This is a genomic window from Moraxella sp. K23 (assembly GCF_041154765.1).
In the GTDB taxonomy this organism is placed as follows: domain Bacteria; phylum Pseudomonadota; class Gammaproteobacteria; order Pseudomonadales; family Moraxellaceae; genus Faucicola; species Faucicola tetraodonis.
This window is the reverse complement of record NZ_AP031595.1, coordinates 2323535-2346763: the sequence shown is the minus strand read 5'-3', so window position 1 is coordinate 2346763 and position 23229 is coordinate 2323535. Positions and strand designations below refer to the sequence as shown.

General features: G+C 36.5%; 20 protein-coding genes and 1 tRNA gene. 12 read left to right on the top strand and 9 right to left on the bottom strand.

All coding sequences use genetic code 11. The features are described from left to right. Window positions 1-186 precede the first annotated feature (186 nt). Complete coding sequence (locus ACAM37_RS10355) at window positions 187-642, bottom strand: DUF441 domain-containing protein (protein ID WP_007116215.1); 456 nt, start codon at window positions 640-642, stop codon at window positions 187-189. Window positions 643-887: 245 nt separating this feature from the next. Then, the gene (locus ACAM37_RS10350) at window positions 888-1691 is read right to left on the bottom strand and encodes a M48 family metallopeptidase (protein WP_227522705.1); all 804 of its coding nucleotides are present in this window, start codon (window positions 1689-1691) and stop codon (window positions 888-890) included. A 379-nt stretch (window positions 1692-2070) separates the two neighbouring features. Between ACAM37_RS10350 and ACAM37_RS10345 the strand changes: the two genes are divergently transcribed. The 3 genes from ACAM37_RS10345 to ACAM37_RS10335 all read left to right on the top strand — a co-directional run bounded on the left by ACAM37_RS10345 (window position 2071) and on the right by ACAM37_RS10335 (window position 5159). Continuing rightward, window positions 2071-2146: transfer RNA gene (locus ACAM37_RS10345), tRNA-Gly, on the top strand. 406 nt (window positions 2147-2552) lie between these two features. Further along, on the top strand, window positions 2553-4631 hold the full coding sequence (locus ACAM37_RS10340; protein ID WP_454800011.1) for an ATP-dependent helicase: 2079 nt from the start codon (window positions 2553-2555) through the stop codon (window positions 4629-4631). 129 nt (window positions 4632-4760) lie between these two features. Next, complete coding sequence (locus tag ACAM37_RS10335) at window positions 4761-5159, top strand: hypothetical protein (protein WP_369626165.1); 399 nt, start codon at window positions 4761-4763, stop codon at window positions 5157-5159. Between the two features lie 78 nt (window positions 5160-5237). Here ACAM37_RS10335 and ACAM37_RS10330 read toward each other — a convergent pair whose 3' ends face one another. The 5 genes from ACAM37_RS10330 to ACAM37_RS10310 all read right to left on the bottom strand — a co-directional run bounded on the left by ACAM37_RS10330 (window position 5238) and on the right by ACAM37_RS10310 (window position 11968). Further along, window positions 5238-5969, bottom strand: coding sequence for a phosphoesterase (locus ACAM37_RS10330; RefSeq protein WP_369626164.1), 732 nt, complete (start codon window positions 5967-5969; stop codon window positions 5238-5240). A 12-nt stretch (window positions 5970-5981) separates the two neighbouring features. Beyond that, a complete protein-coding gene (locus ACAM37_RS10325) occupies window positions 5982-7463 on the bottom strand; it encodes an RNA ligase (protein ID WP_257619685.1) in 1482 nt (493 codons plus the stop codon). A 529-nt stretch (window positions 7464-7992) separates the two neighbouring features. Then, window positions 7993-9294, bottom strand: coding sequence for a VWA domain-containing protein (locus ACAM37_RS10320; protein ID WP_369626163.1), 1302 nt, complete (start codon window positions 9292-9294; stop codon window positions 7993-7995). 465 nt (window positions 9295-9759) lie between these two features. Then, a complete protein-coding gene (locus tag ACAM37_RS10315) occupies window positions 9760-11598 on the bottom strand; it encodes an FtsK/SpoIIIE domain-containing protein (RefSeq protein WP_369626162.1) in 1839 nt (612 codons plus the stop codon). 52 nt (window positions 11599-11650) lie between these two features. Further along, window positions 11651-11968 (bottom strand): hypothetical protein, encoded by a 318-nt coding sequence (locus ACAM37_RS10310; protein WP_219331810.1) that lies wholly within the window; start codon window positions 11966-11968, stop codon window positions 11651-11653. A gap of 193 nt (window positions 11969-12161) precedes the next feature. Here ACAM37_RS10310 and ACAM37_RS10305 point away from each other — a divergent pair, with 193 nt between their 5' ends. Genes ACAM37_RS10305 through ACAM37_RS10295 form a run of 3 tightly spaced genes read left to right on the top strand, consistent with a single transcriptional unit; the run spans window position 12162 to window position 15407 of the window. Further along, a complete protein-coding gene (locus tag ACAM37_RS10305; protein ID WP_219331811.1) occupies window positions 12162-13214 on the top strand; it encodes a helix-turn-helix transcriptional regulator in 1053 nt (350 codons plus the stop codon). Next, the gene (locus ACAM37_RS10300) at window positions 13215-14840 is read left to right on the top strand and encodes a PD-(D/E)XK nuclease family protein (RefSeq protein WP_219331812.1); all 1626 of its coding nucleotides are present in this window, start codon (window positions 13215-13217) and stop codon (window positions 14838-14840) included. 21 nt (window positions 14841-14861) lie between these two features. Beyond that, window positions 14862-15407 (top strand): hypothetical protein, encoded by a 546-nt coding sequence (locus ACAM37_RS10295; protein ID WP_219331813.1) that lies wholly within the window; start codon window positions 14862-14864, stop codon window positions 15405-15407. 43 nt (window positions 15408-15450) lie between these two features. Here ACAM37_RS10295 and ACAM37_RS10290 read toward each other — a convergent pair whose 3' ends face one another. Continuing rightward, a complete protein-coding gene (locus tag ACAM37_RS10290) occupies window positions 15451-15696 on the bottom strand; it encodes a ribbon-helix-helix domain-containing protein (RefSeq protein ID WP_219331814.1) in 246 nt (81 codons plus the stop codon). After that, complete coding sequence (locus ACAM37_RS10285) at window positions 15693-16322, bottom strand: AAA family ATPase (RefSeq protein WP_219331815.1); 630 nt, start codon at window positions 16320-16322, stop codon at window positions 15693-15695. Before ACAM37_RS10285 ends, ACAM37_RS10290 begins: the two co-directional genes overlap by 4 nt. Before the next feature lie 287 nt (window positions 16323-16609). Between ACAM37_RS10285 and ACAM37_RS10280 the strand changes: the two genes are divergently transcribed. The 6 genes from ACAM37_RS10280 to ACAM37_RS10255 all read left to right on the top strand — a co-directional run bounded on the left by ACAM37_RS10280 (window position 16610) and on the right by ACAM37_RS10255 (window position 23226). Then, window positions 16610-17455 (top strand): PP2C family protein-serine/threonine phosphatase, encoded by an 846-nt coding sequence (locus ACAM37_RS10280; RefSeq protein ID WP_369626161.1) that lies wholly within the window; start codon window positions 16610-16612, stop codon window positions 17453-17455. Between the two features lie 20 nt (window positions 17456-17475). Beyond that, entirely contained in the window at window positions 17476-18156 is a 681-nt protein-coding gene (locus ACAM37_RS10275; protein ID WP_369626160.1) for a hypothetical protein, read from the top strand. Between the two features lie 68 nt (window positions 18157-18224). Beyond that, a complete protein-coding gene (locus ACAM37_RS10270; protein WP_219331818.1) occupies window positions 18225-19022 on the top strand; it encodes a hypothetical protein in 798 nt (265 codons plus the stop codon). Beyond that, window positions 19015-19872, top strand: coding sequence for an SIR2 family NAD-dependent protein deacylase (locus tag ACAM37_RS10265; RefSeq protein WP_100285274.1), 858 nt, complete (start codon window positions 19015-19017; stop codon window positions 19870-19872). Before ACAM37_RS10270 ends, ACAM37_RS10265 begins: the two co-directional genes overlap by 8 nt. Window positions 19873-19928: 56 nt before the next feature. Next, window positions 19929-21254 carry a DUF262 domain-containing protein gene (locus tag ACAM37_RS10260; RefSeq protein WP_100285273.1) on the top strand — a complete coding sequence of 442 codons (1326 nt, stop codon included), beginning with the start codon at window positions 19929-19931 and terminating at the stop codon, window positions 21252-21254. Next, window positions 21244-23226 carry a GmrSD restriction endonuclease domain-containing protein gene (locus ACAM37_RS10255; protein WP_100285272.1) on the top strand — a complete coding sequence of 661 codons (1983 nt, stop codon included), beginning with the start codon at window positions 21244-21246 and terminating at the stop codon, window positions 23224-23226. Before ACAM37_RS10260 ends, ACAM37_RS10255 begins: the two co-directional genes overlap by 11 nt. Window positions 23227-23229 lie beyond the last annotated feature (3 nt).

Sequence of the window (23229 nt, the reverse complement as noted above, 5' to 3'; positions counted from 1 at the left end):
GATTTTATTCATCAAAAATGGGAAGTCAATGACAAACCTAATTGGTCACCACTTACCGCATTTTAGCCATTTTAGCACAGTTTTAAGGTAGCCTAATCTATCAAATTGGTGCGACTGGCAAAAATAATCTTGTGTTAATACCGCTCAAATTTTCTCTATGTTTGATAACTCACTAGCTTCTATGGCTCACTTGGACCAATATAGCAAGGATAAAATACCCGCGGCAATTAACGGACCCACCGCCACCCCGCGAAACAATACCACCCCTGCTACTGTGCCAATCATCAGCCCCGTGACCACGTTGGGGTCAACTTTCATTAAATTCACCCCTCTTGCGCCCAGCCAAGTCACCAGCAATCCCACGGCGATGGCCAATAATGAGCGCCAACTGGCAAAAGATGTCATCAAGGCTTTGCTACTGACTTGCTCGGAGGCGATAGGCGCAATGACCGCAATGGTGAGCAGCAAAATACCCAAGTTGAGTCCATATTGTTGAATATAAGAAAAGATAGGTTGGTTGTTGGGTAAAAATTTGATGATAATTAGCGCAGTCGCACTGACCCAAATCGTGGGATTGTGCACAAAAATACCGCAGCCCAAAATGACGAACAAGACTAGCAAATTAATATCAAGCTGATTCATGGATTTACCCTATAGCTGTGACCAAACGCTTATTATGCCACTGACAATGCCGCTGTGCTGTTGAGATATTTAAAAAACTTCAATCAATCGGTTTTTTGACAACTTGTTAGGCTTGCTAGATAAATTGATGGACAATTATTGTGGATAAGCAAATTTTTAATCAATCCTTTATTTTGATCACTAAATTTGCTCACTAAAAAAGCCAATATCAGCTAGATATTGGCTTGTAAAATACAAAGTTAAAATTAACGGTAACGGCTTTGTTGGTACAACGGCATCACACGTGGCAATAATGATTGAATGGTGGCAATACGTGTTGAGCTCACTGGGTGGGTACTTAAAAACTGAGGTGGCTCGCCGCGACCGCCCGCACTCTGCATTTTACGCCATAGGCTAACTGCTGCATTAGGGTCGTAACCTGCCCGTGCCATCAACTCTAGCCCCATCAAATCAGCTTCCGTTTCTTGAGTACGGCTATTGGGACGGGAAATACCCAAATCCCCAGCTAAGCCTGCTAACTGCGCCTGACCTTGAGATAAACCTAATACACTTGCGGCAATACCAATCCCTGTTTGGGTCGCCACGTCACGCGATAGACGCTCACGGGTATGCTCACGCAATGCATGCGCCATCTCATGACCCATAATCGCAGCAATCTCAGCATCGGTTAGATTCAAGCGATCGATAATACCTGAGTAAAAGACAATTTTACCGCCGGGTAATACGTGTGCATTGAGCTCATTACTTTTAATGACATGCACTTCCCAAGACCATTGTCTTGCATCGCTGCGATAGGCACCTGTCTGCGCAATCAGACGCTGAGAAATTTTCTGTAAACGCGCCAACTGTGCCGGATTGGTATCAAGCAGACCTTTGGCACGGGCGGCGGCAATTTCTTGTTGAAAAGCTTGTTTGGAAAGTTGTTGCACCTGCTGATCGGATACTACCAACAACTGATTACGGTCGACGCCAATTGCACCCGTATCAGTGGTGGTCGAGCAACCGGTGGCACCTACCGCAATGACCGATGCCGCCAAACTTGACCTCATGAGTTTTTGTGAAATTTTCATCTTATCGTTATCTCCAAATACAGCAAAAAAAACCAAGAAAAATAGGAAGTTTAGACGCATTATAGCGAAGTCGTTAAAAAACAATCTGCTGAGATTTGCAGTAATTGCGTAACGATAGATACATAGTGTGTTTCAGAGTGTGATGAAACAGGCTAATAATTATGGTTAGGAAGGGAAAAGGTCATACGAAAATAGGCAGCTAAAAAAGCTACTTTGCATTAAAAAAATAGTTAAAATTAAAAAAACGCATTTTTTTAAATTTTTTTTGCAAAAATGCTTGACGCAGTGTCAAAAATCCTTATAATACGCATCCACAACGACGCAACAAACATTAAAAATTGCTAGTTGACCACCTAATGCGGGAATAGCTCAGTTGGTAGAGCACGACCTTGCCAAGGTCGGGGTCGCGAGTTCGAATCTCGTTTCCCGCTCCAAATTCAAGAAAGCCTAACTTAATAGTTAGGCTTTTTTATTTTCTATAAATCCGCCTGTATCAAGGCTTTCAAGCTTTGTGGCCCTTTTTTTAATAAAAATGCTTTGTTAATTTAACTAATCAATTTTTTGCAAAATTTTAGACCGTGACCAAAACGTGACCATTTTGTGACCACGCATTTTTTACAAATTTTTAAACTGACCCCGACCGTGAATTTGGATGTTTAATGAAATTCAATACTTTTTTAAATAAATATAAATAACACATACTTATTAAATAGAACAAAAATCCAATACGAATACGCCTTCAACTGTCATTTATTAATCTAACATCTTGAGAATATAATTAGACAACCTCTATATAGTTTGCTAGCCTAAACCAATGCTCATTAGCCAATTTCCTTTACTATGACCATCAATAACTTGCTTGAAGAACTTAACCCCGCCCAGCGCAAAGCTGCCACCACCAATGCTCAAAACACTTTGGTGTTGGCAGGAGCAGGCAGTGGTAAAACTAAGACAATTGTCGCCCGTGCCGCTTATTTGATTGATAAAGGTGTGCCAGCCAATGAAATCCAAATCGTCACCTTTACTCGCCGTGCTGCTAGTGAGATTGTCACCCGTGTCGAAAGTCATTTAGGATTGCAAGCAGAAGGACTGCGCGCGTCCACCTTCCATACCTTTTGTCTAAGTATTTTACGCAGATATCCCAAGGTCTTCGATCTAAAGGGCTTTAATGTCATCGACCGTGATGACCAAATCATGATGTTCAAACTGCTACGCGGTAAGTTCGAAGATAAACGTGCCAAAGAGGCAGCAGCAAAAGCTAGCCAAACATCGACGGGGAAAACCATTACCTTTCAACGTAAAAAAACCGCTCAAACCATTAGCGAAATACTACCTAAGCCCAAAGAGCTTGTTGATTTATATTCTTACTCGCGTAATACTCAAATCTCACTTAAAGACGCGCTATACAAGCAGCTGCCAGATTTTCAGCCTGCATATGAGGAAATCAAAACAGTTATGAAAGGCTATGAAGCGCAAAAGCAAGAACGTCATTATCTCGACTATGATGATATCTTGGAGTATGTCGCACGCTACTTAAATGCCGATGATTGGCTCCTTGAACGGGTCACTGAAAATACCAAGTATCTGCTCGTCGATGAGATGCAAGATACCAATCCATTGCAGTGGTTACTACTGCAGCCTTTTATTGGACGCACGCAGTTGTTTTGTGTCGGTGATGATGCCCAGTCGATTTATGGCTTTCGTGGGGCAGACTTTGAAAATATTCATAGCTTTAAACAGCGTGTGCCTGATGCCGAAGTGCTCACACTCGATTTAAACTACCGCTCAACTCAAGAAATCTTGGATTTGTCCAACTGGCTACTGGATCGAAGTGAGCTTGATTATAAAAAACGGCTTACCGCGCATCGCGGTGAAGGCATTAAGCCAGTTTTACACAGCTTTGGTAATGAGTTTGATGAAGCCCGATTTATCGTCAGTGACTTAAAAAAACGCTATGACAAAGGTGCGCCATGGCATCATCATATGATTTTGCTACGTTCTGCGTTTTCTGGTCGCCAAGTGGAAAGCGCACTCATTGCTGCAAATATTCCCTATGTGTTTATTGGCGGTACTAAACTCCTGGAAGCGGCGCATGTTAAAGACTTAATCAGTATGCTGCGGGTAACGGTCAACCATCTTGATGAACTGGCTTGGATTCGCTTTTTAACGCTTTGGGATGGCATTGGCGATGCTGGGGCAGGGAAGCTCGTTAATGGGTTTTTAACCTTACCAGACTTGAATGCTTGCATTGAGGTGCTTGATAAGAAAAGCAAAGTACCAAAACCTGCCCTTGACGCGCTTAGAGAACTATCAAACCTTCAAGAATTACCTGAAAAAAGCATTGATATTGCCTTTGATGCATTGAGTGATCAATTGCAAAAAAACTATGAGAAAAAAGACTGGGACAGCCGCGCCAGAGATTTTGATTTAATCAAACAACTTGCCATGCGACATGGCACATTAGCTGACTTTATCGAGGCTTATATTTTAGATCCAATATCCCATAGTGAAGTGAGTAAACAAGATAATGATGATTTAGTCACGCTCATTACCATTCATTCCGCCAAAGGGGCTGAGCGTGAAGTCTGCTATATCGTCAATGCGTCTGTGGGACAATATCCGCATATACGAGCTCAAGATAGCTTTGAGGAAGTGGAAGAAGAACGCCGTGTGCTATATGTAGCGATGACGCGGGCAAAAGATGAACTGATTATCACACGGCAAAACTTAAATACCTGGGCGACCAGTCGTGTCGATGGGCAAAACCGTACCATTGAAAGTTATTTTTTGAGTGAAGTACCGACTAATTTGTTGCCAAATTATAGTGGCTTTAATTCATTTGGTGGGTTTAGAGCTGATACTTCATTTCATCAACCGCTGAAGAAAAAACCTAAAATCGGGATTGATTTTGATGATTAAGATTTTTTAAGCCTTTTAACAAATTCAGATATGCCGTTTTAAGGGTTAACTTTACTCTCACTATAACAAGTATTTTAACCAATAATTGTTTATAATTAGATTTAAAATTAATGAAATGGAAGTTAGCTTATGAATGTCAAATTTGCGTTATTCGCAGGATTGTTGTTAAGCGTGCAAGCATTTGCTTTAGATAATACAGCCAATCAAGCAAAGCCTACCAATGATGTGCCAACCCAAGCCGATATTCAGCGCCTATTTGATGAGGAAGTTAAAGCCATCAATCGCAATATGATTATCAATAACCCGATGTACTCAGGTGATTATCATACTGATATGCTCACACAGCAAATGTTAGGCTCGATGCAGTATAAAGCTAAAATCAACAAAGCCGTGTGTCAGCCTACTGATAAGCCAAATACCTATGACTGCTTAGTGCATACCACGTCAAATGTGATGGGTTATCAAAGCATTAATAAAAGCGCAATCACCGTCAAACGCATTGGCGGTGAATTGGTCTTGGTTAAATAAAGCTAGGGCAGAATTTTTCAAACGATTGGTCATTTAAAAAACTATTTCGTATTTAGCATCTATTAGCAAGTTGGTTTGTTAACTATTCTGCATTAATTTTTGTCGAATTAATGGTGAAATATTTTGTACCAATTGCTGATATTCATCATCTACTTTGACTTGACCAAAGGTCGGACTACTAGCCAAAATACTTGGAATTGCCAGGTGATTTAGCGGGGTGTCATCTTTAAAATGGTCAAGTTTTGGTAAATCTTCTAGATAACTGACCACGTCATCTAAGGTCAACAATTTGCCGTGTAAATCAAACCCAACATTTAAAATACGGCCACCAATATCCGCCATACGATCATGAATATGACCATGCAGATGATAGTAGCCTTTGTGACAACCATCCCATTCAGCAATCGGATAATGAAACAATACTAAAGTTTTACCGAGTTCTTTAAGTTGCAGTTTTAGATAACTTTGAGCCGAATATAGCAATGGATGACCATCGTGCTTTGATGTGGTCAAAAACTTGTCTAGGTGGTCTTGAATAATATCATCGTGGTTACCAAAAATTAAATGATGACGACCGTTTAGCTGCGATAATACCTTGTTGATGTGACGCAGGTTGTGTGAAAACGTTAAATCACCCAAGTTATATACGTCATCATCTACGCCCACGGTATCGTTCCACATCTCAATCATGTATTGATCAAGCGTATCAATGTCGCCCTGATAGCTAGGCTGGGGGCGAGTGTGAGGACAAAATTTTGCAATATTTCGATGTGAAAAATGCAAATCTGAAGTAAAAAAAATGTTACTCATTTTGCGTTCTCTTTATTCTAATTTTTCTAAAAATTGTTGGACAAAAGCGATTTTCTGTAATTCATCAAGCTGATTAAACGTATCTTGATGTGCTTTGATATGATCAATCAGTGGATAATATTCTTCATCCACTTGCTGCTTACTTAATTTACTGCCCAAATTTTTTTCTTGGCTACGTCCAAAAAATTTCGACACCAGATAATAAGGTGACTTTAATTTAAATAATAAATCTTTCGTTTGGCTATCAAACACCATAAAACCTTCGTGTTTAACGGTTTTTAATAGGGTTTTTAACTCACCAAAACGGACGTTTTTTAGCGTAGTAGGACGTTTTAAACCAAACTTTTTACCAATTTCATCCAACTGCTGCTCACTAAATAAGTTGCCTGTTGCCACATCCCTTATACCAATCAGTGTTTCACCAAACGCTTCAGGAATAATATGAATGTCGCTTGGGTCAGTAATCTCAAATAAAAAGGTATGATTAGCAAACTGTTTAAATACAGGTTCATATTTCGTGCAATGCTCACGCGTCATGAGCGCAAAACTGCTATCAAGTGATCCAGTAGTCGAATATAGCACTTGTCGATCAAAGCTAGCACCAGCACTTGGGTGATTATTATCGAGTTTAACATAAGTGCATACACCCAAAAATCCGTTTACCTTAACCACGGCGTCGACCAATCGATCGTCACTCATCGCAATGGGATAGGAACTATTTTTAGCAATACGTTCAGAATAGTTAAATACCTTGTTAAATGGTCGCACAATAATACGGTTATGCTTATCAATCACAAGTCCGCGCATTTCTAACAAAGCATTATCAAAGCTGTTTTCATAAAATACCTTACGCGCGTATTTTAAAACGAACAGATCTGGATAGTTTTTACTTTGTTTTTTGACGAAATTTTTGCGTGCAAAGGTCAAATAGTCATCGGTGACAAACGTCTGTTGTACCTCGTCAAATGGCAATTTACCATGATTAAATACATGCATTTTGTCAACTAACTGTTGAGTTAACGCATCAATTGGCTTAATGGCAGGAACATGGATTTCGTCACGTAATTTGCTGTTATTCAAATTGATATAAGCCGTCAACACATCTGCTTGTTTGACGTTATGCGTGTTTTCAAAAAAATTGTGTAAACGGTAAATTTCAACCTCAAAGCCAAACTTTTTCGCCATCTTAATCAAATGGATACAAGCTGAACCTTTTTGATTTGTGTTTGAATTGACAATTAATATATCTTGGTTAGGGTGCTGTTGCCCTTGCTTAAGCATATTTTTAAATGTCGCAAGATTTTGACGTTGGGCTTTATCCACCAAATCACCTGACCAACGATACATACCATTTTCATCAGTGAGTAATAGGTCATTTTCTAAATGGACGATGGTTGCATTGGGATACGCTTGAGCAAATTTGCTTTGCTGCTGTCTGGCAAACGTGGTTTTCCCAGAGCCTTGATGGCCACGGATTAAAATAAATTTTTGCATAACTAGCCCCTTATTCATTGCATCTTTATAACTGCGGTTAAACAATGAAAATTAAGATTGAAAAATGCAAAATTTAGACAAAATAAAGACATGGACTAGAACATAAAGGCTAGTCAATACGTGATTTGGTCAAATTTTACATGTACAAACCGAACAATTTTGTGAGAAAAATTGTGGTTTTGGCGGGGTCGTAGCTCAGGATTGTTACGCTATCACGCTTTTATAGCGAACAAATGTAGGATCACTATTAACAAAAGTAGATAAAGTTTTTGTTAATTTCTAGATTTTAGTTTAGTTGGTTATTCATTGTCAAGTTAATCGTATCTGTATTGATTTAAAACAAGGAACTTATGTTGTGCTTAAATCATTGTAACTTAACAAAACATAGAGCTTGACACGTTAGAAGTGTCTTACATTGTATGGCATAAATATAGATACAGTATGACACCATAAGAAAAACCGTAATACGTACATCTTAATTCGTTCAATAAAAAAAGGACTGACTTTCAGTCCTTTTTTATTACCAAGTTCAATTGCGTATCACCCCTTTAACCTTGGCCTCATTTAACCAACTGGGGAACTCTTCTAATAGCAGTTCATACAAGCGCTCATCGCTGATACTGGTAATACGATCTAACGCGAAAAAATTGCAATTATCAACAATACGACCTGTCATATCATCGAGTTTTTCAAGCACCCCATAATTGCGACCGCCAATCCCAACAAACTGCCAAAAAATGGGTAGCATCGCTGCCTGCGTTAAAACCTTTTGCATTTGCCGGCCACTGCCCACACCACCGTCAGAAATAAATAACACATACACAGGGACACCATCGTTAAACTGCTGATAATAATTAATCACTGCTTCAATCGCTGGTATTTCTTCATTGATTCTTGCGCCTACCTGCCAATTGCGCCAACCGCGCTTGGTTGTTTCAATAAATTGATTGACATTGCTTAAGGTCACATCATCAAGCTGCGTGGTATATTGAGCAAATGCCCAACATTCAAAGCTGCCATCATTGTCAAAGTTAATTGCCAGTGGCATAAGGCGATCAACCACTTTTTGCACATCGCCATTATGATATTGATGGTTCATTGAGCCTGAAGCATCTAGCACTAAAGCCACACGTACTTGTACATCAAGTAGGTTTTTCTTTTCTAGTTGTACCAGTGACTTTTTGGTTAGGTCAATGATACTGGCATTACCTGTTTTCTCCGCCTTTTCTAGCGAAATTTTCTTTTTTAAATCAATTTTAGATAATGGTGGGGTAATTGGCGCAGTTGGTGCGGCTTGGATAGGCGCTTCTTCAGCCACTTCACCACCAAAGTGCTTAATTAAGGCTGCCAATCCACCATTAAAACCTTGTCCAACGGCACTCATACGCCAGATATTGTCTTTCTTATATAGCTCAAGTGCCATTAACGCCTTTTCTTGTTGAAACATACCACCGTCAATTGGAAAGCTTGCTACCGTTTGCTGCTGAGATTGCAAGTCGATTGTCATGGCTGGTAACTGCGCCATGGTTTGATGGCCATCAATGGTTAAGGTTAATACCAAGCGCTCAATTTGCGGATTTAAAGTCGCTAGGTTGACATCAAAGCTGACTTGTTGACTATTATTTTGGCTAAGCTTTAGGCTGCCACAGGGGCTTTGGGGTTGGTTGTAAAATATCATGTAAGCTTCGTTGCTAAGCTTACCTTGATTGTCTAAACCAAACAGTGCAATGTCTAAGTTTAAATTGATTGGTGGGGTAGTTGTTAAGCTAAAAATTAACTGATTGGCTAATACATCTGATAATTTAAGTTTTTGTCCACGGATAAGTTGCATCTCTAAATCCTTGTCGATAGTTATTGTTTATTGTTATGTTATAGGCACAAGGTTACATAAATTTTATTATGAGTGGGTGACATGCATAAAAATGGCGCATGTTGGCAGCATAACTGCGCTACAAGAGTAGCTTACAGATCAAGTCCTTGGCTAAGCCACACTGCATTAAATATAAAAGTATTATCCAAATTTGTAAATAAATTTAATGGCTATGGCTCATTGTTATTACCCTTCGCCAAACAATAAAAAGAAATTTTTGAAATGAAACTTATTTAGAACTACTCTATAACTATTAAGGTTTTATTTTGGCACCATTTAGTGACACTTATGGCTAAGTTTTAAATTAGTTTAGTAGTGAACTGCTCTTATTTAAATCTTATTTTGCTATGATTTGAAAACTAAAATTTTACAAACAATCATTTATACAATTTTAACTTTCAATCTTGTAAGCATTTACAATGCCACTCATCTCCCAATTTTATTCACACTACTTACAATCCCTTCTGACTCCATTCTATCGATTAAACGAGCGGCACGGTTATAGCCTATACTAAATCTACGCTGAACACTCGATGTTGAAACGTTGCCTGCCTCTCGGATAAAACTAATAACTTCATCATAAAGTGGGTCGGGTTGCGATGGGTTATAAAGCTCTTTGGGTATTTCCTGCATATACGATTCAATCAGCTCATTGATTTCCTGTGATTGCGTATTCACATAATTTTGCTTTGCATCAACTTGCCATTTTTCGCAAGCTTGATTGATTTCAAATTGTGTTGCAAAAATTGGTTGTAGATATTTTGGTTCACTGCTGTCAGAACGTATAAACAGTATATCCTCCTCAGTTAGTAGTTCTGCATCCAAATTATCTAAAATTGTTCGTGAATCAACTTTAGTATTGACTTCAAAGCTAAGCCGAGTTGGGATATTGGCTCTTAGTAATTCTGTAATCACATCATAAGTAGGTTGATCAGTTAATAAAATCAAATGAATTCCCGCTGCACAGGCTTTCTGCGCAATGTTGATTATCATTTTTTCATTGAATAATGTGTCATGTGATATTAGTTCTTTTAATTCACTAATGATAATCACAATTCTTGGTAAAGGTTGAAGCAATGCTGCAATCTGCTCGCTATCGATATTAAGATTATCACTAACTCGGTAACGAGCCAATAACTTACTAAATTCGTTTGCCTTTTCCATTTTTTGATTAAAGGCTGTTAAGTTTCTTGTTTTAGTTAGGCCCATTAATTGATAGCGTCGCTCCATTTCCAACTGACACCAAGCCAAGTTTCGAGTTGCATTTTCCCTATTACTAATTGGGGCTATCAAATGTGGTAAGTTTTGATAATCCGTAAACACGGGTTTTTCACTGTCAATGAGCATAAGCCTAACTTGCTCAGGGCTATATTGCACCAATATACTGACCATTAAGGTGTGCAACATTTTGTTGGTCGTATCTTTTGAACGGCCTGTCATAAGTAAATGTGGCGCTTTAGTAAGATTTAAATAAGTTGCCTGTTTTGGGTATTGATAGCCCATAAATAGATGAATGGCATTATTATCAAATGTAGATGGTTTACTGGCTAGTAGCGAGAGCAAGCTCACATCCCATTGCTCTTTGGACAATGGTAATTGGTTTTGTGATTTTTTTGACGACAGCTTTGACCCGTTATTGTCATACCAAAAAGCGAATGTCGCAATATCACAGCGATTATCCCTAGCTGTAAATGAAATACCATAAAAAATACTGCTTTGCTCTGCGATAAATGTTTCCATTGCCTTGCTAATCTTTTCTTGATCGTTAAAGTTGAAGTTATCAGCAGTTGTTATATTCATAATAATTGCTGTATATTTTGGTGATATATCCGGTACAAACTGAAATTTATTAGCATACCTAGACAAATCATTCAAATTATCATTGGTAGTGCGATAAGAAATGAATCTTGCGGTATTGGTATTCTCATAACAAAGTAAAAAATCATTTTTATCAATACGTATAAAATTCTCATCGCTGGTTACATGGTTGATTGTTGCTACCAAAATATCAACATCATCAGGTTCACACCACATAATTCTGTCAGCGAGCTTTAAACTGTCGTCATTCATGTCATCTTTATTAGTCACGATACCAACTAATAATTCAGCACCGACTTGTTGTTTAAAATCTAGTAATTTTTCGCTATCAAAGTGAGCATTTACAGTAAAAAAAGCAAAATGTGCTTCAACTCCGTTAAAGTTACTATCTTGTTGGTATAAGATGGCAGTCACAGGTAGGTCAGTCTTTGGGTAATAGTTAGTCATTAAGTTGTCCATGATTGGCAATCCTGTAGTCGCTGTGACAATAACAAATAATTTATTTAAGTACCCAGCTGTGGATAAGATCGTATTCTTCTTGTTCACAGCTAAAGCGTTTTGATATGACGCGGCTTTTCTTGCCCACAGGGGGTAAGCTGTAATCCCAAAATTCCACTTCTAAAATGGCAAATCCTTCATCATCTAAGGCAATTAAAGTAAAACAAAACTTATCATCGCCATAGCCACATTCTTCATTTCTCTCAATTGGCTCTTCAAAGACCACCTTACATTTGAGACTTAACTGATAGCCATCAAATTTTTCAGGGTGCATGGGGAACTCTTTCCAGTCGACATCGGTAATGGTAAATCGTTTCATATTTATATCCAGCATTGATTAATATTAGAAAAGTATAACAATGATATTGGACATCAGATGTCCGATTAGTTAGTTATAATCGGTCTATGATGTTTAAAAAAAATTTTAAAGTTGTTTTAACGTCATTAAATTTTTGGATCGTTATGCTATGATTTTCTTAAACTAGCGTCCAGTTAATGGTTTGAGACGATTTATGAAATCACAGATAGAAAGACTATTTGCCTTGTATCAAGCGTTGCCTAGGATAGAATCTCAAGCAAAAACTTTAATCGAATTAGCAAATCTTGAAAATGTCATCCAAGCTTATGAGTTGCAAGGTGAACCTAATGATTCTCAAAGACGCCAAATACAGCGTGATTTGGATAGTCTGAGCGATGCATTAAAACAAGCATTAAAATCAGAAATAGATAAAAAGCCAAAAAAGTATTATTTACCGGCGTCAGCGAATATGGATAAAACTGATAGCAGCACAGCAATGCTACTGTTATTGGCAGAAAGTTTTCTTAAAAAAGTTGCGCCAAAAGATTTGCTTGAGAATGCTAAATGGTTGTTTGATGGTGCTAATAATCAATTAGAAGCAAGTAAAAAAGTCAAAAACTGGCGAAAGCGTATTTACTTCAAACCACTTCAAGATGAGTTTAAAGGTATTAAGCCAGAAGATGAATTAACGATCTATCAAGCATTACAGCAAGATGAACCATTGAAAATTATTTATCACAGCCAACAGCATGATGAAGAACGTGAATATCGAGCTTATCCTGTCAAGATTGTGATTGAGCCGAATTGTCGTTTACTGATACTTGAAAATCCTAGGCATAAGGACACGATGACTTTTTTATTTCATCGTATTAAACACGCGGAAATTATTAAAAATTTCAATGATTTACCAGATAGAGTAAATTTAAATTTAGATAAGATTGAACAGGAATTACCTAAGCATACGGAATCAATGTTTAGTCGTCAGCAATTGGATTTAACGCTTCAAGTTGCACAGCATGAACGATATATCATTGAAGATGCACCAGTCTTCGCTGATTACGAAAAATCACAGGTTTCTATTGAAGATGATGAAGTTGAATTTAGCATATCAAAAGTATTCGTTTCATACTCTGTGCTTAATTATTTGATTGCGCATGCAGATTCAATTTATGTAGCTGAGCCTGAAGAGCTGCGAGACCGAGTGGTTGAGCAGTTAGAAAATGGTCTTTATAGGTATGGTTATTTTGAAGAAATGGAGAAGGAGTAAATGAGTGCAATTGATTGGATTGAGCGTGAAGATGGTAGTGAATCTTTTGTAAAGGATTTGAAAGTGACCCTACGCGATGGAAAGTTTATTATTATTTTCCATGAATTTGATAATGAAACTCGCGTTAAAATTGAGGGAAAAATTATTCTGGATAAGGTAACTGATTTCCAGCAAAAAAATGGAGTAATCACTTATATAACCAATAATGGAAGGCCTGAATCTTATCCATTTACAATTTCTGGTCAATTTTCTGATAAAAATTATGATGAGTTTAAAGGCGATTGGCTTGAAGAAAGAGTTTTATACTCAGTTACTATTAGTTTGGATGAAATAGAAATGCCTATTGAAGATTCAAAAAATGAAAAATCTTTAGATATTTCTAAGGCAAAAAAGTTGCTTGCCACCTTTGCCCAAATAAATGCATCACTGCCACAAGATACGGTTGATGGTGAAGATAGCGATAATATTGATCCATTATCAGAGATAACTTTGGATTTAGATAAAGCAAAACAACTGATTCAAGATTTCAAAAAGCTTGAAAAACCGCCTCAGCGAAAAAAAGCTTTTTTAGAAATTATAGGGCTGAGTCATTTAGAAACGGTAAGCTCTAAAGTATTAGCTTTTTTCCTAAATACTTACGAAGTACATGATCTCAAAGACTTATGTGTACAAGCCCTATATGATTGTATTTTAGGTAGAACCAAGAGTGATAATGAACCAGCAATTTCTACTCTAAGTGTTGAACGTGAAGTCAGCACTGAGGAAAATTCAAGAATTGATATTATTATCGACACTTATGATGACTTGATTATTATTGAGAACAAATTATTTCATTCAGTTAATAATCCATTTGAAAGTTATGTGAATTATGGCAAGTTAAGGCGAGGAGAGAGAAACGGACATTACATTATTTTAGGTATTCATAAACCTGAAACATTACCAGAGCATTTTAAATTTATTAGTCACTTTGACCTAGCTGATGCAATTAGAAATCGTTTAAGTGATTATTTGATAGATGCAGACCAACATTATCTAACTTTACTGATCGATTATTTGCATGCTTTAGATAACTTTAATCCAAACTCAAGGATAGGAAAAATGGAACAAGCAATCGTTAATTTTTTTGGTAATAGCCATTCACAATTAGAAGAAATTATGAATGCAAGTTGGCATTTTATCGATTATGCCGAATTAAAAGTTCAAGCAATGAAATCTTTATTAGAAGAGAATAATTTAGATATTTTTATAAACGAACATCGTAATGAGGCATGCTTTGAATGGCTAGGATATACTGCGTACACCGAAATTATTTCTAAAGCTGAATTAGCTTTAAAAAATGGCATTAGCTTTGATTTTTGTTTGGGCTGTTATTCAAAAGGGATTAACTTACACATAGAATTTAACAAAAATCTTATTGGACGTGGAGCACCCAAAGACTGTAATCAACGTCTAAAAAATATTTTAAATGACCTAGAAATCCAATATGATACGACAGATGACTGGGATGATGATGCAGAATTTGTTTATATAAAAAAATTCAATTGGAATGAAAATCCAGAGATAGTTGTTTCCCAATTAATTTCTGTCATAGAAAAACTCAAAAAATTTATTGATAGTCACAATTGAAGTAATGTAAGGACAAAGACTATGTTTAATTTAATTACTAATGATCAAGAAATTCAAACTGCTATTGAAAAATTTCAAAAAAGGATCAAAGAGTTAGCAATTGAATCAAAAACACAAGAATGGGTATTTCCTAGTGGTGGACAAGCAAGCTATCAAACCTATACTCTAAATATCAAAAAAGGCAAAATTAAAGTAGCTTTTGCGGGTGATTGGGGTAGCCGTGAAGCTCATTTATTTACTATTGAAACTGATGAACCCAAATTAACTCCAAATCTTGAAATTAATATCCCTTATAGCAGTAACGCCAATGTAGCTGGCGTATTTCTCCAAGAAAATGACCGATTGGCGCTAGCTCATAGAGGAATCATAAATGCTTTCAGAGGAAGAATTCCAAAGGAAATCACTATGGAGCAATTTAAAGACAAAGTCGTCTCGACCGCTTCGAGTTCAAATGTAATTTTTATTTCTTATCTTGATGCAGATGACTTTATTGATAAAATTGCTTCTTTCGTTTCAAGTGTATTAGATTTTAAAGAACAATATAAAAACAAACATCTTGATGATTAAACTTAGTTTTGTAATGCTAATTTAGAACTAAAAAGGTTCTAATTTAGTTATCTTTTAATGCCAATTGCTTAAGTGCATAGCGAATAATGCCACTATGTGTCTGACCATATTTATCTGCTAGCTCAACCAACAAATTATACTCATACTCATTTAAAGGCAAGGTATGTGACTTAAATTTTCGGGGCGCCTTGGGATCTAATTTTGGTGCTTGATCAACTTGATTCGCAGTTACGCCATTGACAAAATCATCTTCTGTTAAAGTGGTTGCTTGGGTACGACGTTTAATCATAGCGCTAACTCCTTCATTAAGGCATCAAACTCAGTACGGGCTTTGGCGTTAGTTGCTTCTATTACGCCTTTACCTTCGGCAAGCACATCACGATAGATTTTACGCTCGTGAATAATGGTTGTTAGCGGTTTTAACAGTGGAAAATCACTTAAGTATTCTTTGGCTTGAAAAACTTCTTTATTCGCACGGTTGGTCGGTGCTAGGGTTAATATCCCAAAACACTGCAGTTGTTCGTTAAAGCTAAGCGCCTGATCGATTACTTCGGTTAAATGAGGTAGGGTATCTAAATCCAGCTGTGATGGTTTAAACGGCACGATGAGTTTATCCGCTACGAGCATAGCAGTCCGTAGCTCTTTACTGTCATGTCCTGCCACATCCACCACGACATAAGCATAGCGCTGATTTAAGTCTTTAAGCGTGCTTTTAATATCACCGTATCGCTGTACACAATGCACCTTAGCTAAACTAGTTTCATCCCGATCTCTCACCCAATTTGCGGCGCTTTGCTGGGGATCAGCATCCACTAAGACCACATCTTTGCCAAGATTTGCTAAGCTACAAGCAATGTTAATGGCGATTGTAGACTTACCACAGCCACCTTTTTGACTACCTAACAAAATAATCATAACGACCCTAATTTACTATCAATTTAGAACTAAATGGTAACTTATTTAATGGTTAACTAGTTTTTTATTAGTGTTGATTATAGTGTATTCAGAATTGAAGTCAATCATGTGTATTTGGCAGTTGTTTGTAGCAAGAATTAATTAAAAAGGATGCAGGTAAGTTTTTTATATATTTCGTTGATTATAAAATCTGCCGAAACACGAACTATATAGAATAAATAAACCTAGAATATATTTTTCTAACCTGCTTAATATAATTGAGCCAAGCTCTTTGTGAGGATTGTAGTATGTCAAATTTATTTGCCACAGTTTGTGCAATGACCTTTCAAGGTAATGCTAGTAATGGATTACAGCAAGATGCATTTTTCTTTGTCGATGATTATTATCAAGAAGTGCTTGGCATCACACCTGTGCACCGATGTGATGGCGCCTTTTGTGTTGCGGTATCCGATGGTGTCTCACAGTCCGATTTTTCGCAAGTTGCTAGTCTAACTACCATGAAAGCGGTCAAACAATTGTGGCAAACTTACCTAGATAATCCAAATCAATCGGCTGTCATGGATATTTTAAAAATCTATAACAAAGTGGCAACCTTGCCAAAACGTTATTATGGGGCATCCGCGACGTTTGCTTTGGTCTATCGAACGTTTGCAAAGGACAACCAGTCCAACTCATCTGTGGTTATCAAACATATCGGTGATAGTCGTGTCTATCATTTTTCAGCTATAACAAGAACATGGCGATGCATCACTCGTGATCATAATTTGCTGAATCAACTGGTAGATGAACAAGCCGCAATGGAAAACCGCCAAGCCGACTTTGGCGAATATAACCAAAACGGTATGGCAAGTCCTATGTATGCGTTAACTGATTGTTTGATTGCTGATAGTGATTTAGACAACAATCCAATGCCTGCTTTTGAGAATCAAACGTTGGCGGTGTCATCTGACGATTGCTTAGTGGTATGTACCGATGGCGTACATGACTTAGTGCCTTGCGATAAATGGCAAAGTATCGATAAGCATACCGATTTACAAGCATGGCTTAAACAGTTACGTAAGCAGATTTATGCCTCTAAAGGGCGTGCGTATGATAACGCAACGGCAGTTTTAATAAGGTTTGATGAGCATTAAAGCGAAAAGGCGTATGTGAAATGGAAGATAATTCGTCAGTATTTGATAGTGACATTGTAAAAGTCGATAAATATGAACCGCATAAAATTGCCAATGGCAAAAATGAAGTCACTTTTTTTGTGGCGAGTGATGAAATTGATTTCGCAGATTTGCAGCGCTATCGGATACAGGCGCAAACGGATTATTTGATTGCGATTAGCACCACGAATAAATATTATGACTGCCTAGGACTTGCGGATAACGTTATCTCGTGTTCAACAGATGAAGTGCCTTTAGTTATGCAAGCATTTCAACGACTACATAGCGGTAGTGGCTTTATAGGTATGGATTGGAACGAAGTAAAATGGGCAATTTCTAGTGGCAGAAATATTGAATTTTTACATGGTATGGCAAGTGGTGAAAATTGTGTGGCTTTAGCATGTGAACAGCTTATCCCAAAATTAAAGAACCTATCATCTAACTATCCGATAACAAATATGATGATTAATATATATGCAGATATTAGTTTTGGTTGTGAGCAGCAAGATTTTATTATCAAACAAATAGATAAAAATTTAATGGTTAAAGATGCAACTACATTTTACCAATTAAGTTTTTTTGATGAGTTTGCCGACTGGAAATCAGGTGAGAGAGGTTGTTGTGTTTGTATGTTCTTGATTTATGATGATAAATCTAATGATAGTCTAATCAAGCATATCTGACGTGCTAAAACATAAAGAATTTTAAAGAAAGTTAACTCACTAAACCATTTAAAGAACAGGAAATCATTATGCTTGAATATTTAGATTTTGCTTCGTTTACTGAAAGAAACAATGGCAAGAAATGGGAACACAAATTATATGAGCCTAACAAATTAGCGGATAGTTTCAATCTCATTACCTACTTCATTGCCAATGACGATGTTGATGCCGAACAAGTACAGCAATATCGAGAAGCTACAGGAACTGACCTTCTAATTGCTCTAAATACCACTGGTAAGAGGTACGACTGCTTAGCAATTGCAGACAACATTATTTATTGTGGCTCAGATGAAATAGAGTTAGCAATTTATGGCCTATCTTTTATGAAGGTGTATGGTAATTTTATCGGTATAGATTGGTATGACGTGAAAACGGCACTTTCTTATGGAAAAAGTATTCAATTTCTACATAGTTCTGCAATTGGTGAAAATTGTATAGCCGTTGCTTGCGAGCAGTTAATAGAACAATTTAAGGCTTGCGATTCCAAATATATATTAAAAAGTATGATGATTAATACTTTTACAGATAGTAGTTTCAATGTTGACCAACAAGAAGTCATTTGCACTCAAGTGGAAGAAAATATTGATGTTGATGAGGCTAATATTTTTTATCAAGTTAATTTTTTTCAGGAATTTGATGCTTGGAAAGAGGGTGAGCAGGGTTGTTGTATTTGTATGTTCTTGGTTTATTCTGATGAAGAAAATGATATCGCCCCAGTGATTATAGAACACGATATACCAAAGCAACCAGCTAAGCCAAGTCAAAAAGAAGACAATGCGATTCAAGCGTATCTCAGACGACAATGGCAAAGGAATAAAAATGGATAATAAAAGCAAATTAATCGATTTTGCCGAACACCTTAAACAAGCTGATGGCTTGCTTATCACCGCGGGGGCAGGAATGGGCGTGGATTCAGGGTTACCAGACTTTCGTGGCGACAATGGATTTTGGACAGCCTATCCGCCCTTTCAAAGACTTGGCAAAAGCTTTATTGATGTCGCAACACCGCAACTTTTTTATACCGAACCAAAGCTAGCATGGGGATTTTATGGATTACGTCTTAATCAGTATCGTGAAGTAATTCCACATAATGGCTTTCATTTGCTAAAACAGTGGACAGAAACTTTGCCAAATCTCAAGCATGGCTCATTTGTGTTTACCAGTAATGTCGATGGTGAGTTCCAAAAGGTCGGATTTGACGATGATAAGGTTTTTGAATGTCATGGCTCAATTCATTGGTTACAATGCTTGGATAATTGTACCCGTGATATCTGGTCAGCCGATGATTTTAACCCAGTAGTCGATGAAGAATATTGCCAGCTAATCAATGATTTTCCAACCTGTCCACACTGTGGTGGTATGGCGCGCCCCAATATCTTGATGTTTGATGACTGGAAATGGCAAGAACAACATCAATCACCCAAAGAATATCAACTCGAACAATGGCTGTTTAATGTCAAAAAATTGGCGATTATCGAACTGGGAGCAGGGACAGCTATTCCTACGGTTCGTAAGTTTGGGGAAAGATTAGTATGTTACCCGATTAATGAATCGGTGAGTTTTTTGCGTGTCAATTTGCGAGAACCGCATGTGCCTGATAAGGCTAACTGTTTTGGGATTAGTATGGGGGCGTTGGTGGCTTTGAATAACATACAAGAAGCAATGTACAAAAGTTAAATTTTACATCGATATAATATGCGAATTTAAAAAAAGTTTAATCAAGGAAAATATGAATGCTAGATAAACAGAAGCCAAACTACGAGATTAAGACAATAGTAGAGATTTTTAAACAGGGAAATTTAACTATTCCAGAATATCAACGTCCCTACAAATGGACGGTCAAAAATACCAATCAACTCATTGATGACATCCTACTACATCAAGAAAAGTCCAAATACCGTCTAGGTACCATGGTTGTCCATGATAATAATAGTGAGTTAGAAATTGTTGATGGGCAACAACGTTTTATAACGATACTATTAATTGCGAAAGTTCTATCTGATGGTAACTTTCTTGATAAGGATATTAGCTATTTTTTAACCCATTTGAAATTTAGCAATACCATTTCGCATAAAAACATCGCCAAAAACTACCAAGCAGTTATTAGCCGAGCTAGTGATATTGTAAATGAAAAATTTGCCAAATTTTTTTCAGAGCAATGCGAGATGGTGCAAATTGTTCTAAAAAGCGAATCAGAAGCTTTTCAATTTTTTGATTCACAAAACGCTCGTGGCAAAGACTTAGAGCCTCATGACCTTCTAAAAGCCTTTCATTTGCGAGAAATGAATGACAGCGAATCAAGTGAAAAAATCGCTGTGGTTAGCCAATGGGAAGATATCAAATCAGAAGACTTAGCTGAACTGTTCGCTCTATATTTATACCCTATTCGGCAATGGTCAAAACGTCAATCAGCACGCTATTTTAGTAAGTCTGATATCGACATTTTCAAAGGCATTAATCTTAAGAAATCACCAGCTTATCCCTACGCTCAAATATTAAGAATGCTGGAATCTTTTACCCAACATTATAAAAATTCACCTGATAGGTTGTTTGACAATCAAGAAGTCAACTTTCCATTCCAACTTTCTCAAACCATGATTGATGGTCGGCATTTTTTTGATATGGTGAGCTATTATCAAAATAGCAAAAATAAGCTTTTTAATAGATTAAAAGAAAATGAGCAAACGAATCGAATAATTAGCACTTTAGATAATCAAGAATACAAATATAGAACAGGTGACAAGTATGTCAGACGGTTATTTGATAGTGCAGTATTCTGTTATTGGGATAAGTTTGGGCTAATAGAGATTGAAAAAGCCGTTAAAGTTATATTTTTATGGGCTTATCAAATTCGTTTAACCCAACAATCTGTTTTTATTGAGTCTATCGATAATCACGCTAGAAAAGACCTTATGTTATTTAACAAAATTTATGAAGCAACCCATCCAAAAGAAATCACTCAGTTGTTAGTTAACTTTAAAATTGAATCAAAAGCTAAAAACAGTGAATCAATCATAAATTTAGCCAAAGAATTTCAAGGAATAAAAAATGAAAAATAACGATTTAAGCTTACTTAATTTGCAAGATTTGTTCGAAAGTAATTACGTCATACCCATTTATCAACGTGATTACACTTGGACAGAAAAAGAAATTAATCAAATGCTTGATGATATCTTTAGCGTCATGAACAGCAATGCTAACTATTACATAGGCACATTGATTGTTTACCCACGTAAAAATGGTCATCAGGTGATTTATGAAACGATTGATGGGCAACAACGTGTTACCACGTTGATGATTTTAATGACATACCTTTTTAAAAATGAGAAATTTGTAGAATATTCAAAAGATAAAAGCATCTTTTGGAATCCATCAGAATTAATTTCACATTTAGATTTTGACAGTCGTGAACGCTCGACTAAAAGCTTAAACTCATTAGTAAATGGTGAAAAGGGTGATGCGGTCGATAATATCACTCAAGCATATGACATCATTCATAAGTTTTTATCAAAAAAATCTGAAGCGGATAAGCAGCAATTTATAAATTATCTGATGAACTCCGTTAAAATTTTGCGTGTAGAAGTGCCAGAAGACACCGATTTGAATCATTATTTTGAGATTATGAATAGCCGTGGTGAACAGCTTGAAAAACATGAAATTCTCAAATCCCGCCTTTTAAATATAATCAAAGATGATAAACCCGCTTATCAACTGTTTGCAAATATTTGGGAAGCTTGTGCCAACATGGAACGATATGTTCAATATGGCTTTGATAATACTGTTCGACAACAAATATTTGGTAATGATTGGAATAGGCTGTCGGCACAAAACTTCGATGATTTAACCCAATGCCTTAAAGAAAAATTTGAAAACATTAAAGATGAAAACCTTAATAGTGAAACTAATAATATTTCTTTGGCAAGTATTTTAGAAAACCCAAATATTTTTATTCAAAAAGATGAAGAAAATAAGAATAAAGAAAAGCCTGACAGATTTAATCCTGTAATTAATTTTCCAAATTTTTTGTTGATTGTGCTTAGAATTATGACCCAAGATTCTAACATTCGTCTGGATGACAAATTCTTATTAGACAAAGATATTTTTACAGCTCATATAAATACATCAGAAAAAACCAAAGCATTTGGCTATTTATTACTAAAAACCAAATTTTTATTTGATAAGTTTGTGATTAAGCGGGAATACTTTGAAAATCGTAATCAATGGAGTCTTAAAAAACTTAATTGGTACAATGAGCGTTCACAGTCTTATATAAACACAGTAAGCATTTCAGATAGCGATGAAAACCTTGAATTAAATAAGTCATTAATAATGATTCAAGCCATGTTTCATGTATCAAACCCAAGTCAGACCTATAAAAACTGGCTCTTGGCTTTACTTAATCATTTAAATAGTATAGATATCCAATCTGACTGTCAAACAGGTCAAGAACTCTATCAGCACCTTGAAAAACTTGCTAAATGTTTTATGGTCTATCGGTATTTATCGTCAACAAAGTTAGAATTTGATGAGATTATCGCAAAATCGGAAGAGAGCGTAGATTTCAATACTCATGAAATAGATAAATCAAATTTGAATAATGGGACACAGGTTGAAAACTTTATTTTTAACTATTTGGATTTTATTTTGTGGAAGGATGAAAGTTTTTATAAAGCTATTTTAATTGACAATGGTGATGATAAAAGTATTTTTGAAAAAATTAAAAACTTTGAGTTTACCTTTAGAAGCTCTGTTGAGCATTATTATCCCCAAACACCTTTTGAAAATCATGACCTGTTAGATTCCAATATATTAAATAGTTTTGGCAATCTTTGTTTAATATCAAATAGCTTAAATTCAAGACTGAATAATTTTAGCCCAGAAGCTAAAAAGGACCATTTTAAAGCAAGTAATATTGCTGAAAGTATTAAACAGTCAATTATGATGAGTTATCCAAAGTGGACTAGTGACGAAATTAATGAACATGGTGCTGACATGGTCAAATTAATTACCGAAAGTTTGCTTAGAAATTAACCT

Excerpts from the sequence above, each read along its gene's own strand:
- ACAM37_RS10355 (WP_007116215.1), bottom strand. The coding sequence starts at position 642 with ATGAATCAGCTTGATATTAATTTGCTAGTCTTGTTCGTCATTTTGGGC.
- ACAM37_RS10350 (WP_227522705.1), bottom strand. The coding sequence starts at position 1,691 with ATGAGGTCAAGTTTGGCGGCATCGGTCATTGCGGTAGGTGCCACCGGT.
- ACAM37_RS10340 (WP_454800011.1), top strand. The coding sequence starts at position 2,553 with ATGACCATCAATAACTTGCTTGAAGAACTTAACCCCGCCCAGCGCAAA.
- ACAM37_RS10335 (WP_369626165.1), top strand. The coding sequence starts at position 4,761 with ATGAATGTCAAATTTGCGTTATTCGCAGGATTGTTGTTAAGCGTGCAA.
- ACAM37_RS10330 (WP_369626164.1), bottom strand. The coding sequence starts at position 5,969 with ATGAGTAACATTTTTTTTACTTCAGATTTGCATTTTTCACATCGAAAT.
- ACAM37_RS10325 (WP_257619685.1), bottom strand. The coding sequence starts at position 7,463 with ATGCAAAAATTTATTTTAATCCGTGGCCATCAAGGCTCTGGGAAAACC.
- ACAM37_RS10320 (WP_369626163.1), bottom strand. The coding sequence starts at position 9,294 with ATGCAACTTATCCGTGGACAAAAACTTAAATTATCAGATGTATTAGCC.
- ACAM37_RS10315 (WP_369626162.1), bottom strand. The coding sequence starts at position 11,598 with ATGACTAACTATTACCCAAAGACTGACCTACCTGTGACTGCCATCTTA.
- ACAM37_RS10310 (WP_219331810.1), bottom strand. The coding sequence starts at position 11,968 with ATGAAACGATTTACCATTACCGATGTCGACTGGAAAGAGTTCCCCATG.
- ACAM37_RS10305 (WP_219331811.1), top strand. The coding sequence starts at position 12,162 with ATGAAATCACAGATAGAAAGACTATTTGCCTTGTATCAAGCGTTGCCT.
- ACAM37_RS10300 (WP_219331812.1), top strand. The coding sequence starts at position 13,215 with ATGAGTGCAATTGATTGGATTGAGCGTGAAGATGGTAGTGAATCTTTT.
- ACAM37_RS10295 (WP_219331813.1), top strand. The coding sequence starts at position 14,862 with ATGTTTAATTTAATTACTAATGATCAAGAAATTCAAACTGCTATTGAA.
- ACAM37_RS10290 (WP_219331814.1), bottom strand. The coding sequence starts at position 15,696 with ATGATTAAACGTCGTACCCAAGCAACCACTTTAACAGAAGATGATTTT.
- ACAM37_RS10285 (WP_219331815.1), bottom strand. The coding sequence starts at position 16,322 with ATGATTATTTTGTTAGGTAGTCAAAAAGGTGGCTGTGGTAAGTCTACA.
- ACAM37_RS10280 (WP_369626161.1), top strand. The coding sequence starts at position 16,610 with ATGTCAAATTTATTTGCCACAGTTTGTGCAATGACCTTTCAAGGTAAT.
- ACAM37_RS10275 (WP_369626160.1), top strand. The coding sequence starts at position 17,476 with ATGGAAGATAATTCGTCAGTATTTGATAGTGACATTGTAAAAGTCGAT.
- ACAM37_RS10270 (WP_219331818.1), top strand. The coding sequence starts at position 18,225 with ATGCTTGAATATTTAGATTTTGCTTCGTTTACTGAAAGAAACAATGGC.
- ACAM37_RS10265 (WP_100285274.1), top strand. The coding sequence starts at position 19,015 with ATGGATAATAAAAGCAAATTAATCGATTTTGCCGAACACCTTAAACAA.
- ACAM37_RS10260 (WP_100285273.1), top strand. The coding sequence starts at position 19,929 with ATGCTAGATAAACAGAAGCCAAACTACGAGATTAAGACAATAGTAGAG.
- ACAM37_RS10255 (WP_100285272.1), top strand. The coding sequence starts at position 21,244 with ATGAAAAATAACGATTTAAGCTTACTTAATTTGCAAGATTTGTTCGAA.